This is a genomic window from Rhodoblastus acidophilus, assembly GCF_009720655.1.
GTDB classification, from domain to species: Bacteria; Pseudomonadota; Alphaproteobacteria; order Rhizobiales; family Beijerinckiaceae; genus Rhodoblastus; species Rhodoblastus acidophilus_A.
The window spans coordinates 17,052-32,470 of record NZ_WNKS01000024.1 but is presented as its reverse complement, the minus strand read 5'-3'; the positions used below and the strand labels follow the sequence as shown (position 1 = coordinate 32,470).

The window sequence follows — 15,419 nt, the reverse complement described above, 5'->3', positions numbered from 1 at the left end:
TAGAGGGTTTGAGGTGCAGTCCGATCAAGACAAATCCGCTCTGTTGCGCCGTCTGCGCCATCTGGCGCTGGCCGCGGATTCCTGGCTCGATTCGCAGCTGTTCTCGGCGCAGGTCAGGGCGGGCGAGGTTTGGCGGGATTTCTCCGGCTTCATGGAGAATTTCTCCGTGCGCGGCGTTTCGCGCGTCGCGGTCGAAGTCGCCTGCGAGGGGCTGACGCTCGGCGTGTTCGGCGGCATGGTCCTGGTCGTGCTGGCGCAGCCCGCGTTCAAGATGACGGCCAACGACGACTGGCTGAAAAAGACCAATCTCGCCGTGGTCTTCCGCGACCGCGACGATGTGGAGGTCGGCCGGCGGGGCGCGCTTCATGAAGATTCCGTGCCGATCGAGCAATATCCCGACCATGTGATCCAGGCGCTGCTGGCGACCGAGGACCGCCGCTTCTTCGACCATCTCGGCATCGACCCGATCGGTCTGGCCCGCGCGCTCACCGTCAATGCGCGCGGCTCCGGTTCGGTGCAGGGCGGCTCGACCCTGACCCAGCAGCTGGCGAAAAACCTGTTCCTGTCCAACGAGCGCACGGTCACGCGAAAAATCAACGAGGCTTTCCTCGCCTTTTGGCTGGAGAGCCGGCTGACCAAGCGCGACATCCTCCAGCTTTATCTCGACCGCGCCTATATGGGCGGCGGCGTGTTCGGCATCCAGGCGGCGGCGCGATTCTATTTCGGACATTCCATCAAGGATGTGACGCTGGCCGAGGCCGCGATGCTGGCGGGCCTGTTCAAGGCGCCGACCAAATATGCGCCCCACGCCAATCTGCCCGCCGCGCGCGGACGCGCCAACGACGTCTTGAGCAATCTGGTGGCCGCCGGCTTCATGACGGAAAACCAGGTCGCCGAAGCGCGGCTCATCCCGGCCTCCGTCGTCGAGCAGCGCGGCGCCAACGCCACGCCGGACTGGTATCTCGACTGGGCCTTCGGCGAGATCAAGGGCTTGGCCGATTCCGGCAAGCTCGGCGCCGACCGCGTGTTGAACGTCAAGCTCGCGCTCGACAGCGGCGTGCAAAAACTCGCGCAGGACACGATCGAGAAGAATCTTCGCGAGAGCGGCCCCACCTACAACGCCCATCAGGCGGCGGCCGTGATTCTTGAACCGGACGGGGCGGTGCGCGGTCTGGTCGGCGGTCGGGACTATGGCGCGAGCCAGTTCAACCGCGCCGTGGACGCGCGGCGCCAGCCGGGATCGTCGTTCAAGCCCTATGTTTATCTGACCGCGCTGATGAGCGGAAAATTCACGCCGCAGACCACGGTGGTCGACGCGCCGATTTGTCTGGGCAACTGGTGCCCGAAAAATTATGGCGGCTCCTATGCCGGCTCGATGCCGATGTGGAACGCGCTCGCCCATTCGCTCAACACCGTCGCCGTGCGCCTGTCGGTGGCGGTCGGCGACGGCGACCCGAAAAAGGGGCGGAAAAAAATCATCGACACGGCGCGGCGTCTCGGCGTCACCGCGCCGCTGCCCGACACGCAATCGCTGCCGCTCGGCGCCGACGACGTCAGCGTCATGGACCAGGCCACCGCCTATGCCGCCTTCGCCAATGGCGGCAAGCGCATCAAGCCCTATGCCGCGCTGGAGATCGCCAACAGCCGCGGCGAGCTGATCTATCGTCACGACCGCGACGGCGAGCAGCCGCAGCAGGCGATCGAGCCGCGCTTCATCGAAATGCTCGACTTCATGATGACGCAGGTGGTGGAGCAGGGCACCGGCGGGCGCGCCAAGCTGGACGGAATCAAGGTGGCCGGCAAGACCGGCACCACCAATGAATACAAGGACGCCTGGTTCTGCGGTTTTACGGGCAATTTTGTCGGCGCGGTCTGGTATGGCAACGACGACGACGAGGCCATGGCCAAATTGACCGGCGGCACGCTGCCGGCCATGACCTGGCATGACGTGATGCAATACGCCCATAGCGGCGTCGATTTAAAGCCGCTGCCCGGCATGACCCTGATCGCGACGCAGGGGCCGCCGGCGCCGGCTGGCGACGCCAGCGCCGGCGCCCGACGCCCCGAACGGCTGACGCGCAAGGCGACCGAGACGATCGGCGCCATCGAGGTTTTGATGAAAACGTCGTCTGGGCGGCGCGCCATGCTCGACCTCGGCGAAGGCCGCGCGCGGGGCGGCGGCGTCATCGAACTGCGCTGATCCGGCAAGGGGACGCGCAGGAAAATGTTTTCGCGGCCGTCCGGCGCTTTCCTCCAGTCGATGATCCGCCTGCTGCGGGCGCCCAGCTGGCGGCGGGCCGCCTTCGGCGTCACGCTCGCCCTGCTGGCGGCGGCGCTGCATTTCGTCTGGCCGCCTGTGCGGCTGGAGCCGTTGCAGACCGCGGGCTTGGGTCCCTTCATCGCCATCGCCGCTCTGCTCGGGCGCCGCGCCGGCGGCTTGGCGGCCTTGGGCGTCGCCACGGCGCTGATCATGTTTTTCGACGACCCCGACCCCGAGCCGTTCCGTTTCGTCCTGTTCATCGGCAAGTGGCTGGTCGTGGTCCTGATCGTGGATGTCGCGCACGATCTCTGGCTCCGCGCCGCCGAAAACGAACGCGTCAGGGCCGAGGAAGCCCGTTTGGCGCAGCAGCGGCTGGAACTGGCGCTCGAATCCGGCGCGATCGGCACGTTCGAGGTCGATCTGTCCACCGACCACATACGCTTCAACGAAAAACATCGCGAAATCTTCGGCTGGAGCAACGACCAGCTCGTGACGACCGGCCTGCTCGATACCCTGGTCGTCGCCGAGGATCTTCCGGGGCTGCAAGAGGCGCGGGCGCGGACGCTGACCGGAAAGGAGCGCTTTCACGCAAAGATTCGCATATTCCGCGCCAATGATGGCGCATTGCGGCACGTCGAGACGCGGGGCGAAGCGGTTTTTGAAAACGGCGTTCCGGTTCGCGTCTTCGGCGCCACCCGCGACGTCACCGATGAGATGGAGGCGGCCGCCTCGCTGGAGGAGCGGGCGCGGCTTGCGGAACAGAACCGCTCCAGGGCCGAAGAACTGGTCGAGGCGCAGAAGGGCCTGGCGCTGGCGCTCGAGGCCGGCGCGATCGGGGTGGGCGAGCTCGACCTGCGCACCGGCGTAGTCAAGGTCAGCGACAAGCTGCGCGAGATTTATGGCCTGGGCGCCGCCGACGCCGTCACGTGGGAAAGCCTCGACGGCCTTGTCGAGGACGAGGACCGCGCGGCCTATCATGCGATGATCGCGCAGGCGCTTGACCCGCGCGGCGACGGTCAACGCGAACAGCGTTTTCGCATCCGCCGCCGCGACGACGGCGCCTTGCGCTGGGTTTACACGCGCAACCAAGTCTTTTTCGAGGACGGCGTCGCGGTCCGTGTCGTTGGCCTGATGCGCGACATCACCGACGAACAGGCGGCGGAGGCGGTTCTGGAGGAAAAGGCGCGGCTGGCGGAACAGGATCGCGTCCGCGCCCAGGAACTCGCGCTGGAGCGGCGGCGCCTCGAATTGGCGCTCGAAGCGGGCGCCATTGGGACTTTCGAAGTCGATTTGATCAAGGGCGACATCCGCCTCAGCGAGAAACACCGGGAAATTTGCGGCTGGACCAGCGAGCAGCCCTTGCCGGTCGGTCTCATGGACGAAGATTTGGTCGTCGACGAGGACCGCGCCGCGCTTCATGAGGCGCGGGCGCGGGCGACCGCGTTGCACGGAGACGGGCGCTACGCCGCGCAATTCCGCATCCGCCGCGCCAGTGACGATACGATCCGCTGGGTCGACACGCGCGGTCAGGTCTATTTCGACGCCGACGCGCCGGTGCGCGTTTTTGGCGTAACCCGCGACATCACCGACGAGAAGGCCGCCGCCGCCGTCCTGGAGGAAAAGGTGAAGCTGTCGGAACAGTTGACTCGGCTTGCCGAGGCGCTGCCCGGCGCGATTTACACCTATGTCCTGCCCCCGGACGGCAACGCGTTCATTCCTTACGTGTCGCCCAATGTCTGGGGATTGCTGGGGTTCGGACCCATGACCTACCTGCGCGAATTGACGCGGTTCTGGGAGCGCATTCATCCCGATGACGTCGCGCATCTGGCGGAGGCGGAGCTGGCCTCGGCGCGCGACCTGTCGCGTTGGACGGTGCTGTTTCGCTACAATCACCCCGAAAAAGGCGAGGTTTGGATCGAGGGCGATGGTCAGCCGATGCGCCGCGAGGACGGCGCCACCGTCACGCATGGCTACCTCCAGGACGTGACCGCCCGCGAAACCTCCGCCCGCGCGCTGGCCGAAAGCGAGGCGCGGGTCCGCGCGCTCAAGGACGAACGCCTCGCCGAGCTGGAGAAACTGGCGGCGCGCCTCGCCCATGAGGTCAACCAGCCGCTCGCCGCCGCCGCGACCCTGATGGCGGTCGCCCGCCGCCGGCTCACGGCGCGGCCCCTGGATGACGCGAGCCGCGACGCGGGGGCCGAAGCCTTGCGCAAGGCCGCCGATCAGCTGTTGCGCGCCGGCCAGATCATCACCCGGGTGCGAGAGTTCTCCCAGTATGGCGAGGCGGACAAGACGTTTCGAAGTCTGCACCAGACCATCCACGAAACCTTGGTGCAGCTCGAGGGCGATTCGAGTTTCTCGGACTTCGAATTTGTGTTGCGTCTGGAGGCCAGCCGCGATCGCGTCCTGATCGATCGCGTGCAAATCGCGGCCCTGCTCACCAATCTCCTGCGCAACGCCGCCCAGGCCGCCTTGCCCGGAGGCCGGCGCGCCATCGTCGTCGCCACCCGCAACCAGCGGGACAGTATCGAGATTTCGATCATTGATTATGGCGCGGGAGTGTCGGAAGATGCGCGCCGTCATTTGTTCGAATTGTTCTGGACCACCAAGGGGTCGGGCATGGGCGTGGGTCTCGCCATGTCCAAGGCCATTGTCGAGGCCCATTGCGGGCGAATCTGGCTGCAAGACCAGGCGGAGGAAACCATGTTCATTTTCAGCCTTCCCTTGATGGAAGCGGGCGACGGCGCCCAGGACGCGCGATGAACGAGGCGGCGTCCGTTTACATCGTCGATGACGACGCCGCGATCCGCGAGTCCCTGACCCTCTTGCTGGAGACCGAGGGCCTGAATGCGCTGGCCTTCTCCAGCGCCAGCGCTTTTCTCGCCGCCGCGCCCGCCGCGGGGCCGGCTTGCGTGGTGACGGACCTGCGCATGTCCGGCATGACCGGCATGGAGTTGCTCGCGCAGATCCGGCAATCGCCATCGCCCCTGCCGGTCGTGGTCATCACCGCCTATGGCGACGTGCGCCTGGCGGTGGAGGCGATGAAGCTCGGCGCCAGCAATTTCCTGGAAAAACCCTATTCGGAAACGGCTTTCGTCGCGGCGGTGCGCGGCGCGCTGGACGAGGCGGCCGACGCCGAGGCGCGCGCCGCCGACCGGCGCGAAATCGAGCTGCGGTTCAAGGCGCTGACGCCGCCCGAGCGCCGGGTGCTCGCCGGCCTGCTCGAAGGCAAGCTCAACAAGACCGCCGCTTTCGAGATGGGGGTCAGCCTGCGCACCGTGGAGGCGCTGCGCGCCAGCGTCATGGCCAAGCTCGGCGCCGATTGCCTGTCCGACCTGGTGCGCAGCACCATGCGCGCCGGCCTCGACCGCTTCATTTCCTTCGGATCAGACGAGACAGGCCCATCTCCGCGGCCGTGACGCCCAGCGCGCGGGCGCCGGCCACCAGCGCCGCGCCATAGACCAGGGCGCCCAGCAGGCCCAGGCCCGCAACGCCGGCGAGCAGGCCGGGAACGCCGCCGATGGCGCGCGCCAGGGCGAGGAACGGCCCTTGCAGCCAGAGCGCGATATTGGCCAGGATCACGCTCGCCGTCGCGCAGGCCAGCAGGATCGAGCCGAAGGTCTTGTCCGGCTGGAACAGGTAGCGGCGCAGCGCCAGGATCGCCAGCAGCCCGACATTGACCCAGGCGTTGACCGAGGTCGCGACCGCTATGCCGACGGCGCCCAGAGGCTGGTACAGCGCGATCTTCAGCAGCAGGTTGATCGCCAGCGCGCCGAGGGCGACATACATGGGGGTTTTCGTGTCGCCCATCGCCTGGAAGCCGGAGCGCAGGGCGTTGATCGCCACCATCGCCAAGAGCCCCGCGCCATAGGCGCGCAGCACGGCGGCGGTCGCCAGCGAATCCTCGATCTGGAAACGCCCGTGCTCGAACAGGGCGCGCACGAGAAAATCGGGGATCACCATGAAGGCGACGACGAAGGGGGCCGTCAGGGCCACGCTCATCGCCAGCGTCCGGTTCTGCGCGGTGAAGGCGCCCTCCCAGTTCTCGCGGGCGAAGCAGCGGCTCATTTCCGGCAGCAGCACCGTGCCGGCGGCGACCCCGACGAGGCCGATCGGCAATTGATAGAGCCGCTCCGCATAATAAAGCGACGACAGGCCGCCGGTCGCCAGCAGCGAGCCGATGATCGTGTCGGCGAACATAGCGATCTGCACGCCCGAGGAGCCGATCACCGCCGGACCGAACATGCGGAAGAAGGCGCGCACGTCCTGGCCCAGACCGGGTTTGGCGATCTTCTCGATCAGCCCGTGCCGGCGCGCTTCGAGCATGAGCAGGACGAGCTGGGCGACGCCGGAGGCGACCACGCCTGTCGCCGCCGCATAGGCCGCGCTGGGGAACAGGAAGCTGATCGCGAGAAACGCCATGGTGACGACGTTGAGCAGCACCGGCGCGAAGGCGGGGACGGCGAACACCCCGTGCGCGTTCAGCGTCGCCGAATGCATGGTGACCAGGGTGATGCAGAACAGGTAGGGGAAGGTGATACGGGTCAGCGACACCGCCAGTTCGTATTTCTGCGGATCGCGGGAAAAACCGGGCGCCAGCAGGTCGACGAAGGCGGGCATGAACAGCCAGCCCAGCGCCAGCATGACCACCTGAGACAGCAGCAGCAGCGTGAAAATCTGATTTGCAAAGTTTTGGGCGCGCGTTTGGCCGTCCTGTTCGAGGACGCGCAGATAGGTGGGGACGTAGGCGGCGTTGAAGGCGCCCTCGCCAAAAATGGCGCGGAAATGATTGGGCAGGCGCTGGGCGACCGCGAAGGCGTCCATCATCATGCCCGCGCCCAGCACGCCGCTGAGCACGATGTCGCGCAAAAACCCGGTGAGGCGGGAGAGCAGCGTGAAGCCGCTGACCGATAAAAAGCTCTTGTACATCGGGACCGGGCGGTGGGGGTGGGACTTTTGGAGATGAATCACGTTCGATTAAAATTTGGCCTTTTCCGCCTTCGCGGCCGGGCCGGCGTCGAGGTTTGCCGCGCCGATGCGCCTGCCGATGCGCTCCTGCACCAGATAAAGCGGGCGTCCCTTCACCTCGGCGAACACCCGGCCGATATATTCGCCGAGCACGCCGAGCGAAATCAGCTGCACGCCGGCGAAAAAGGTGATCGACACCACGAGAGTCGCAAAACCGGGGGCCGACACGCCCAAGATCAGGGTTTCCAGCACGTAATAGAGCGCGTTGGCCAGCGCAAAGGCGGCGACGGCCATGCCAATGTAAGTCCAAATCTTGAGCGGCACGGTGGTGAAGGAGACGAGGCCGTCGAGGGCGAAACGGGTGAGTTTCCGGTAGGAAAATTTCGATTCGCCGGCATGGCGCTCCGCCACGTCGAAGGGAACGCCGACGCTGCGAAAACCGATCCAGGCGTAAAGGCCTTTTGAGAACCGCGCCTGCTCCCGGAGCGTCTTGAGCGCGTCGAGCGCCACGCGGTCGAGCAGGCGGAAATCGCCGGCGCCTTCGGGCAGGCCGATCTCGCCGAATGTGCGGAACAGCCGGTAAAAATAGCGGGTGAGCCATTTGCGCGCCGGCGAATCCGTGTCGCGGCTCTGCCGCACGCCAAAAATGTTCTGGTAGCCCTCGCGCCACTTTTCGACGAACAGGGCGATGGCCTCGGGCGGGTGCTGGAGGTCGGCGTCCATGATCACCGCGCCCCGGCCGCGGGCCGCGTCGACCCCGGCGGCGATGGCGATCTCCTTGCCGAAATTGCGCGAAAACGACAGGGCGGTGATGCGGGGGTCGGCCGCGTTCAGCTCGCGCGCGACATCCAGCGTGTTGTCGCTGGAGCCGTCGTCAACAAAAATGATTTCGAAACTTTTCACGCAGGCCAGCGCCGGGATGAGGCGCGCGACCAGCGCGCGCAGATTGTCGCCCTCGTTGAACACGGGAATGATGACCGAAAGCTCCGGCGTTTCCTCTGTTGCGTTCGACATCTTTTCCCGTTCCAGCGGCCATGCGTGCGTCAGGTCTAGTTTGCCGGACAAAAATGCGCAAGAAAGGGGCGGATTTTCGACTGGTTGCGGGACACATGACCTTCGCTTTCGCCCTGTGCGCCGACGATTTCGCGCTCTCGCCGGCGGTGACCGCCGGGATTCTGGAGGCCCTGGCCGCCGGACGGCTCAGCGCGACCTGCGCCATGACCACGCAACCGGGCTGGCCGGAGGCGGCGCGGGCGTTTCGCGATCTGGCCCCCGACGCGGACCTCGGTTTGCATCTCAACCTGACGCTGGGCGTTCCGCTGGGCGGCATGCCCCGCTTCGCGCCGTCGCGCTTTCCGGCCATGAATGCGATTGTGCCTGCCGCGTGGCGGGGCGCGCTGCCGCTGGACGAAATTCTGGACGAATTGCGCCGCCAGCTCGATGCGTTTGAGCAGGCTTTCGGCGCGCCGCCGGATTTCGTCGATGGCCACCAGCATGTCCAGGTTCTGCCGGGAATTTCCGATGTCCTGCTCTGCGAGCTTTCCGCGCGGGGTTTTGCGGGAAAATGCTGGCTGCGCGATTCCGCCGATCGGCCGCAGCGGATTTTTTCGCGCGGAAAACATTGGGGGAAGGCGCTGACGGTCGCCGCGCTGGCGCGGGGATTTCGCGGGAAGGCGCGGGCCGCCGGCTTTGCGCTGAACGACGGGTTTTCCGGCTTTTCCGATTTCGACGCCGGCGCCGATTATGCGGCGGATTTCGCGACGTTTTTGACGGCGCCGGGGCCGCGACAGCTTGTGATGTGCCATCCCGGCCATGTCGACGAGGACCTGGCGCGGCTCGATCCCGTCACCGCCTCGCGCGAGGCGGAACTGGCGTTTCTGCTGTCGCCGCGCTTTGAAGAGGTGGCGGGCGCGGCGGGGGCGCGGCTGATGCGGTTGTCGGCGAGGCTCGGGGGCTGAGCGGGGGGCTTTGGCCGTCAGGCGAGGATCGAAATCGGCTCGTTTCCGACGTTCGTGACCAATGTTGGGAACGTAAAGCTTAAGCCACCCTTGCATTGGCCAAATACGACATCTAGAATCGCGAATACAGGTTTGGAGGGGGTAGTCAAGCCCATCTGGGCAAGAGAAATCCTTCCAAGTGGACGAAGCGCACTTTGAATTGCGTGAGTGGACTAATATAATCTTCCCTCTTACTAATTTCGAGAACAAGCATGAGAACCGATCTTGCTGTTATAGAATCGCGATGGGAGCGTGAAACTAACAAACCCGTTAAGCCAATATTCGATTTGATTACACAAGGATTGCTCAACAACGAGTTTGACGCGATTCCATACGAGCGCTTTATTAGCAAGAGTGGATTGGCCGAAGCTATTGATTACTTCAACTCAAATAAAAATATTCTAACTATTTATATTGGGTGGCACGGAGACGAAAGGCGCTTATGTGTAGGTGAATATGAAAAAATGGATGCAAAAAGTCTTTTGGAAGTCATCAAAATGAGGAGATTCGAAGATAGAGAAAACCCAATCAAGGGCATGTTTGTTGGATCATGTTATTTTGGTCGAAAGGCAAACGCAAAAATACTTCTAGGTTTTGATAGCCCTCTAACGTGGTTTGCTGGATACCGAGATGAGGTAGATTGGGGCCTGTCGAGTTTGCTTGATGGTTTCTTTATGATGGAATACGTGAATATTCGCTTGAGGAACGTCATCCAAAAATACAAAACGCGAAACACATTGATTTATGTCTGCAAAAGCATCAGAAAGCATAATAGTGGATTGATATCAAATCTTAAATTTAGTGTTTACTTAAAGCTAAAAAATGCGGAGCAAGAAATTGTCGACTTGATGGAAATTAGCGATGAGGAATTGGATTCGCTTGGTTATTACAAGGGGGATTAATGAAAGTTTCATTGTCTTCATTATTATGAGTCCAAGACGTAGTTTTTAGCTACCGCACGGCACCGTTAACTTTGTGACGAAGAGCGGATCGTTGAGCCAAATCGCCGCATAAGCGTTGGTCCGCTTTCCGCCGTTTCCGGCCGATCGGGGCGTGTTTCCCCGCCGAACGGGCGCGGCGAGAGCTGCGGCCGTGTTCCGGTGGATCGCCGGGTCGAACCGGTGGCGGGCCGACGTTTCGGGAAAGTGCTGGATTGCTTTTGGCGCCGTTCGACGGCGCTTGAGAGCGGGCGTTTCTCGCCCTGGTTGAAACCTGTCCGCGCAAAATGTGGAAAAATACGCGAATTCTTGCAAAAAACGCGCGATTTTTGACGAAAACAGCGTGGTTTTCGCCTGTGCAACCGTGCGGTTGCTGGCGTCAAAAGTGTTGGCCGCCTGGGGCCGGCCGGGGTGGGCCACGAGATAATTGGCTGTTTTTCAGAGGATTGCAGCTCACTCTGTCATGTTTCATGTGAAACATATCATGAACATTGCCTGACAAAATCGCGGTTCCGGCGGGTTTGCGGTTTTCACTTTCCGCCAAAAGGCTTTTTTGGCGACGGATCGCCCTTCATGCCGGCGTGGCCGTGACAAGCCCGGCCATGACGCGGTGGCGTGACTGGGCTTAGACGGGAGTCGAAGCCGGGTTTGAAGCGCTCGCCCCGTCGTCCCTGATATGCACCGCCAGCCAGAGCGTCGGCGGTTCGGCTTGCGTCCATTCGATGCGATGGCGCCGGCGCGGCGTGATCAGGACGTGGTCGCCCGGCCGGAACAGCACCGCTTCCGTATCGTCCTCGAAACGCAGCCGCGCCGCGCCCGCGAGCAGCATCACCCATTCCGTCCAGTTCTGGTCGTACCAGAAACCGGGCGGGCTCGCCTGTCCCGTCGAGACGATGCGCTCGATCATCACGCCGCCCCGGTCGAACAGGACGGCAAAATTCTCCTCCATCGAGGAATGGGGCAGGTCTTCGAAAATGTTGAGCGTTTCTTCCATCATGGCGCGCATTTCGGGGGATCGAGGAACAGGGCTTTTTCCGCGTGGGTCGCCGCGTGGATGTGGTCGGCGACGGCGCGGATCTGCGGAAAATCACGGCCATCCGCATGCATCAGCAGATAGAAGCTGCGGGTGATGCAGATGTCATCCGGCAGGATGGGAACAAGGTTGAAACCTTGCGCGAGAAAACGCGGCAGCACGGCGATCCCCAATCCGGACAGCACCGCGTGCAATTGCGCGATGAGGTTGGCGCTGCGGATCTGCGCCGACAGGCCCGGCAGGATTTGCGGCAGATAATCCAGTTCCGGGGTGAACAGCAGTTCGGAAATATAGCCGATCAGCCGGCGGTTTTTTATATCCTCGCGGGTTTTGATGGGACCCGTTTTGGCGAGATAGTCGGGCGAGGCATAGAGGAACAGCCGATAATCCAATAATTTTCGCCCATAAATGCGTCCCTCGCGGGGCAGGGCGAGACTGATGGCGATGTCGGCCTCGCGCTTGGACAGGCTGAACAGCCGCGCCGTCGCCACCAGTTCGATCTGCAAATCAGGGTGTTTTTCGGCCAGCGGGCCGAGCCGGGGCGCGAGGAAGAACGAGCCGAACCCGTCGGGCGCGCCGACCCGCACCGTGCCGGCGAGTCGCGCCGCGCCGCCGGAAATCTCCGCCTGTCCGCCGCGAATCTGCGATTCGATGGTTTCGGCCATGCCGGCGGCGCGGCGGCCGGCGTCGGTCAGCTCATAGCCGGTCTTGCGCCGGGCAAAGAGCTTGGCGCCGAGGTCGCGCTCCAGCCGGTCGATGCGCCGGATGATGGTGGCGTGATCGACGCCGAGTTTTTTCGCGGCGGCCGACACGGTGCCGTCGCGGGCCACCGCCAGGCAGAATTGCAGATCGTTCCAGTCGAGCGCCATAACAGCTTCTTTTTAGGGCGCATGCGCGCGCCCTATTCTGCAAAGGTTTCGGTCGCCGCGCAAATCCAATGCGCATTTTTGCCCGGTTTCGTCCGCGCGCCCCCCGGCCTATAGACGGCGCATGAGCGATGACACCGAAATCCTGCTTGCGCGACATGGCCATCTCGGCCTGATCACCCTCAACCGCCCCAAGGCGATCAATGCGCTGACGCTCAACATGGTGCGCGTGATGACGCGGGCGCTGGAGGACTGGGCTCGCGACGATGACGTGGCCAATGTCCTGATTCGCGGGGCGGGGGAGCGCGGTTTTTGCGCCGGCGGCGACATTGTCGCGATTTATCATGCCGCGCTTTCGGGCGACCGGGCGCCGACACATTTTTGGCGCGAGGAATATGCGCTGAACCTGATGATATCAGAATATTCAAAGCCGATCGTCGTGGTCATGCATGGGATCGTGATGGGCGGCGGCGTCGGCGTTTCCGCCCATGCGGCGCATCGCATCGTGACCGAGGGGTCTTCGGTCGCCATGCCGGAGGTTTCCATCGGGTTTGTTCCGGATGTCGGCGGCACGTTTCTGCTCTCCCGCGCGCCGGGGGAGCTTGGAACCCATCTGGCGTTGACGGCGGGGCGCGCCGGGCCGGCCGATTGCCTGCTGCTCGGCCTCGCCGATCTTTATGTGCCCCAGGACCGGCTCTCCACCCTGACCGATCTGCGCGAATGCGCCACGCATGAGGATGTGCGCGCCGTGCTGTCGGCTTTGTCGGCGCCCGTGGGGCCGGCGCCGTTGGCCGAACATCGCGCGTGGATCGACGTTGCTTACGCCGCCGAGACCGTGGAGGAGATTTTCGAAGCGCTCGCGGCCAGGCCCGAGCCGGCGGCGCAGGCCGCGCTGACCCAGATCCGAAAACACTCGCCGACATCTCTCAAAGTGACGCTGCGCGCTCTGCGAAAGGCGCGGTCCTATGGCCGTCTCGCCCCCTGCCTCGACATGGAGCTGATCGCCGCCTCCGCCTGCCTCGGCGGTTCGGATTTTCCAGAGGGGATACGCGCGGCGGTGATCGACAAGGATCGCGCGCCCAAATGGGCGCCGGCGCGGCTGGAGGACGTGGGCGAGGCGGAGATCTCCCGCTATTTCGCCCCACAGGCGTAATCGAGCGCCGCCGCGATCAGGTCCTGGAACGGGGCGAGATCGCGGTTTTCTGGCGTCACTTCGATCCATTCGCGCATCGCCGGCCTGCCATAGGGCTGGAAAGCGGTGGCGCGTCCCGCCGCCTTGGCCTTGATCGCCAGAGCTGCGGGAATTTTCAGCGCGACCGCCGCGCCATGGACGCAAACCGCCAGCTTCTTGCCGCCATAAATCGCGGGACAGCCGAACATTGCGCCGCGCCGCACGCCCGGGCGCAGCATTTCGGCCAAGGCCGCGAGCGCGGCGAACAGGTCGGCGTCGTGGTCGGCGGGCTTCACGTCAGATGTGGTAGGAAAAGTGAGTCTCGTCCGGATTGCTCTGCGCGCGCATGTCGGCGAGGCTGTGGTTGTCGAGCACGTCGGCGATGGCGTTGCGCGCCTTGACCATCATCAGCCTCACGGCGCAGCCCTTTTCGTCGCCGCAATCGTCGCAGGGGCGATAGGCGGTGACGCTGGCGCATTGAATCGGCGCGAGCGGGCCGTCGAGCACGCGCACGATCTGGCCGACGCTGATCTTGTGGGCGGGCTGGGCCAGCGCATAGCCGCCGCCCTTGCCCTTCTTCGAGAACACCAGCCCGGCGTTGCGCAATTCGGACAGAATCTGGTCGAGAAATTTCTTGGGAATGTTGTTCTGGTCGGCGATGTCCTGGACCTGGGCGAGCGCGCCCGGCTCCATGCCTGCGAGATGAACCATGGCCTTGAGGCCGTATTTCCCCTTGTTGGTCAGCATACACGAATCCCTTCGGCGCCCAACATATCAGCATCGGACGTCCGCAATCCAGTAATTGACTAGAGAAGCTGTGGCGTCTTTGTCCAAATTTCACGCTTTTCGTGCGATAGTCGGGCGTATGGACACCGAATCGCCGCGCGGCCTCAAAATTCTCTCCGACCGCAAGCTCACCATGATGCTGGGCCTGGGGTTTTCCTCCGGTCTGCCTTTCCTGCTGGTCTTCTCCACGCAATCCACCTGGTTGCGCGAAGTGGGCGTCAGCAAGGAGGCCATTGGCATGATCTCCTGGGTGGCGCTGGCCTATTCGCTGAAATTCTTGTGGGCGCCGTTGCTCGACCGTTTCGACGCCCCGTTCTTGGGACGAAAACTTGGGCGGCGGCGCGGCTGGATGGCGCTGATCCAGATCGGCGTCATGCTCTGCCTCGCGGGTCTCGCCTTCGGCGATCCCGGAAACGGCCTGCTCTGGACCATTGTTTTCAGTTTTCTGCTCGGATTCTGCGGCTCGACCCAGGACATTACCATTGACGGCTGGCGCATCGCCGTGGCGCCGCCGGAAAAGCAGGGGGCGATGTCCGCCGCCAGCCAGGTCGGCTACAAGATCGCGTTGCTCTGCGCCGGCGCCGGGGCGCTTTATGTCGCGCAATTCTATTCGTGGCGCGCCGCCTATCTGGTGATGGCCTTGTTGATGCTCGTCGGCATGGTCGCTAATTTTTTGGCCCCGGAGCCGCAGAAGCACATTGAGACGGCGCCGGGGGCGCATCGCTCGCTGGTTCAAACCTATGCCGAGCCGTTAAAGGAGTTTTTTGCGCGCAACGGGCGGCACACCATCCTGTTCCTGTTGCTGCTGGGCATCTACCGCCTGCCGGATTTTCTCTCCGGGGTCATGGCCAACCCGCTCTATATCGACCTCGGCTTTTCGAAAACCGACATTGCCAATATCACAAAGGTGTTCGGCTTCGCCGTGGGACTCACGGGCATTTTCGCCGGCGGCTGGAGCGCATCGCGCTTCGGGCTGATGCCGACGCTGCTGGTCGGCGGCATCGCGGCGGCGGCCTCGCATCTGAGCCTCGCTTTGCTCGCCCATGTCGGCCATGACATTCGCCTGCTGACCTTGGCGATCTGCGTCGAAAATTTCGCCGGCGGATTTGCCGGGACGGCGCTGGTCGCCTTCATGTCGTCGCTGGTGTCGCCGCTGCACGCCGCCGCGCAATATGCTTTGTTGTCCTCGCTCTACGCGCTGCCGGGAAAGATTTTGGGCGGCTTTTCCGGCTTTGCCGCGGCAAAATTCGGCTATGCCGCGTTTTTCGTCGCCACGTCCTGCATCGGCCTCCCGGTGGCGGCGCTGTGCCTCGCGGTCTGGCGCGCATATGCCGCGCAAACCAAGGCTGGCGCGGAACAAAACTCTCTGGCATGAAACCGCATTCAAAAAACAGGTGAGC

The 15,419-nt window shown here is 63.8% G+C and carries 13 protein-coding genes; 7 read left to right on the top strand and 6 right to left on the bottom strand.

All coding sequences use genetic code 11. From position 1 onward, the window contains the following. The first annotated feature begins 13 nt into the window (after nucleotides 1-13). From GJ654_RS18415 to GJ654_RS18405, 3 genes are read left to right on the top strand one after another with little or no spacing between them, the layout of a single operon-like run. Nucleotides 14-2,200: a transglycosylase domain-containing protein gene (locus tag GJ654_RS18415; protein ID WP_264586307.1), complete on the top strand. Its 2,187-nt coding sequence runs from the start codon at nucleotides 14-16 to the stop codon at nucleotides 2,198-2,200. Nucleotides 2,201-2,224: 24 nt separating this feature from the next. Next, nucleotides 2,225-5,023, top strand: a complete 2,799-nt coding sequence (locus GJ654_RS18410; protein ID WP_155447639.1) for a PAS domain-containing sensor histidine kinase — start codon at nucleotides 2,225-2,227, stop codon at nucleotides 5,021-5,023. After that, on the top strand, nucleotides 5,020-5,679 hold the full coding sequence (locus GJ654_RS18405; protein ID WP_155447638.1) for a response regulator transcription factor: 660 nt from the start codon (nucleotides 5,020-5,022) through the stop codon (nucleotides 5,677-5,679). The genes GJ654_RS18410 and GJ654_RS18405 overlap by 4 nt, the downstream gene beginning before the upstream one ends. Here the strand turns inward: GJ654_RS18405 and murJ are convergent. Both murJ and GJ654_RS18395 read right to left on the bottom strand, forming a co-directional pair. Continuing rightward, the gene (gene murJ, locus GJ654_RS18400) at nucleotides 5,633-7,231 is read right to left on the bottom strand and encodes a murein biosynthesis integral membrane protein MurJ (protein ID WP_319802138.1); all 1,599 of its coding nucleotides are present in this window, start codon (nucleotides 7,229-7,231) and stop codon (nucleotides 5,633-5,635) included. The two genes, GJ654_RS18405 and murJ, sit on opposite strands and share 47 nt — an antisense overlap. Nucleotides 7,232-7,237: 6 nt before the next feature. Next, complete coding sequence (locus GJ654_RS18395; RefSeq protein WP_155447637.1) at nucleotides 7,238-8,242, bottom strand: glycosyltransferase family 2 protein; 1,005 nt, start codon at nucleotides 8,240-8,242, stop codon at nucleotides 7,238-7,240. A 95-nt stretch (nucleotides 8,243-8,337) separates the two neighbouring features. On the opposite strand from GJ654_RS18395, the gene GJ654_RS18390 reads away from it, so the two are divergent. Further along, on the top strand, nucleotides 8,338-9,186 hold the full coding sequence (locus tag GJ654_RS18390; RefSeq protein WP_155447636.1) for a ChbG/HpnK family deacetylase: 849 nt from the start codon (nucleotides 8,338-8,340) through the stop codon (nucleotides 9,184-9,186). Between the two features lie 251 nt (nucleotides 9,187-9,437). Further along, nucleotides 9,438-10,127, top strand: a complete 690-nt coding sequence (locus GJ654_RS18385; RefSeq protein WP_155447635.1) for a hypothetical protein — start codon at nucleotides 9,438-9,440, stop codon at nucleotides 10,125-10,127. Between the two features lie 661 nt (nucleotides 10,128-10,788). Here GJ654_RS18385 and GJ654_RS18380 read toward each other — a convergent pair. Together GJ654_RS18380 and GJ654_RS18375 are read right to left on the bottom strand one after the other, a co-directional pair. Next, complete coding sequence (locus GJ654_RS18380) at nucleotides 10,789-11,160, bottom strand: cupin (RefSeq protein ID WP_155447634.1); 372 nt, start codon at nucleotides 11,158-11,160, stop codon at nucleotides 10,789-10,791. Then, nucleotides 11,157-12,065: a LysR family transcriptional regulator gene (locus tag GJ654_RS18375; protein WP_155447633.1), complete on the bottom strand. Its 909-nt coding sequence runs from the start codon at nucleotides 12,063-12,065 to the stop codon at nucleotides 11,157-11,159. The genes GJ654_RS18380 and GJ654_RS18375 overlap by 4 nt, the downstream gene beginning before the upstream one ends. A 121-nt stretch (nucleotides 12,066-12,186) precedes the next feature. On the opposite strand from GJ654_RS18375, the gene GJ654_RS18370 reads away from it, so the two are divergent. Next, nucleotides 12,187-13,215 carry an enoyl-CoA hydratase/isomerase family protein gene (locus GJ654_RS18370; protein WP_155447632.1) on the top strand — a complete coding sequence of 343 codons (1,029 nt, stop codon included), beginning with the start codon at nucleotides 12,187-12,189 and terminating at the stop codon, nucleotides 13,213-13,215. Here the strand turns inward: GJ654_RS18370 and GJ654_RS18365 are convergent. After that, nucleotides 13,194-13,529 carry a hypothetical protein gene (locus GJ654_RS18365; protein WP_155447631.1) on the bottom strand — a complete coding sequence of 112 codons (336 nt, stop codon included), beginning with the start codon at nucleotides 13,527-13,529 and terminating at the stop codon, nucleotides 13,194-13,196. The genes GJ654_RS18370 and GJ654_RS18365 overlap by 22 nt on opposite strands. A 1-nt stretch (nucleotide 13,530) precedes the next feature. Next, nucleotides 13,531-13,980 (bottom strand): RrF2 family transcriptional regulator, encoded by a 450-nt coding sequence (locus tag GJ654_RS18360; RefSeq protein ID WP_155447630.1) that lies wholly within the window; start codon nucleotides 13,978-13,980, stop codon nucleotides 13,531-13,533. A gap of 118 nt (nucleotides 13,981-14,098) precedes the next feature. Here GJ654_RS18360 and GJ654_RS18355 point away from each other — a divergent pair, with 118 nt between their 5' ends. Beyond that, nucleotides 14,099-15,394, top strand: a complete 1,296-nt coding sequence (locus GJ654_RS18355; protein ID WP_155447629.1) for an AmpG family muropeptide MFS transporter — start codon at nucleotides 14,099-14,101, stop codon at nucleotides 15,392-15,394. Nucleotides 15,395-15,419 lie beyond the last annotated feature (25 nt).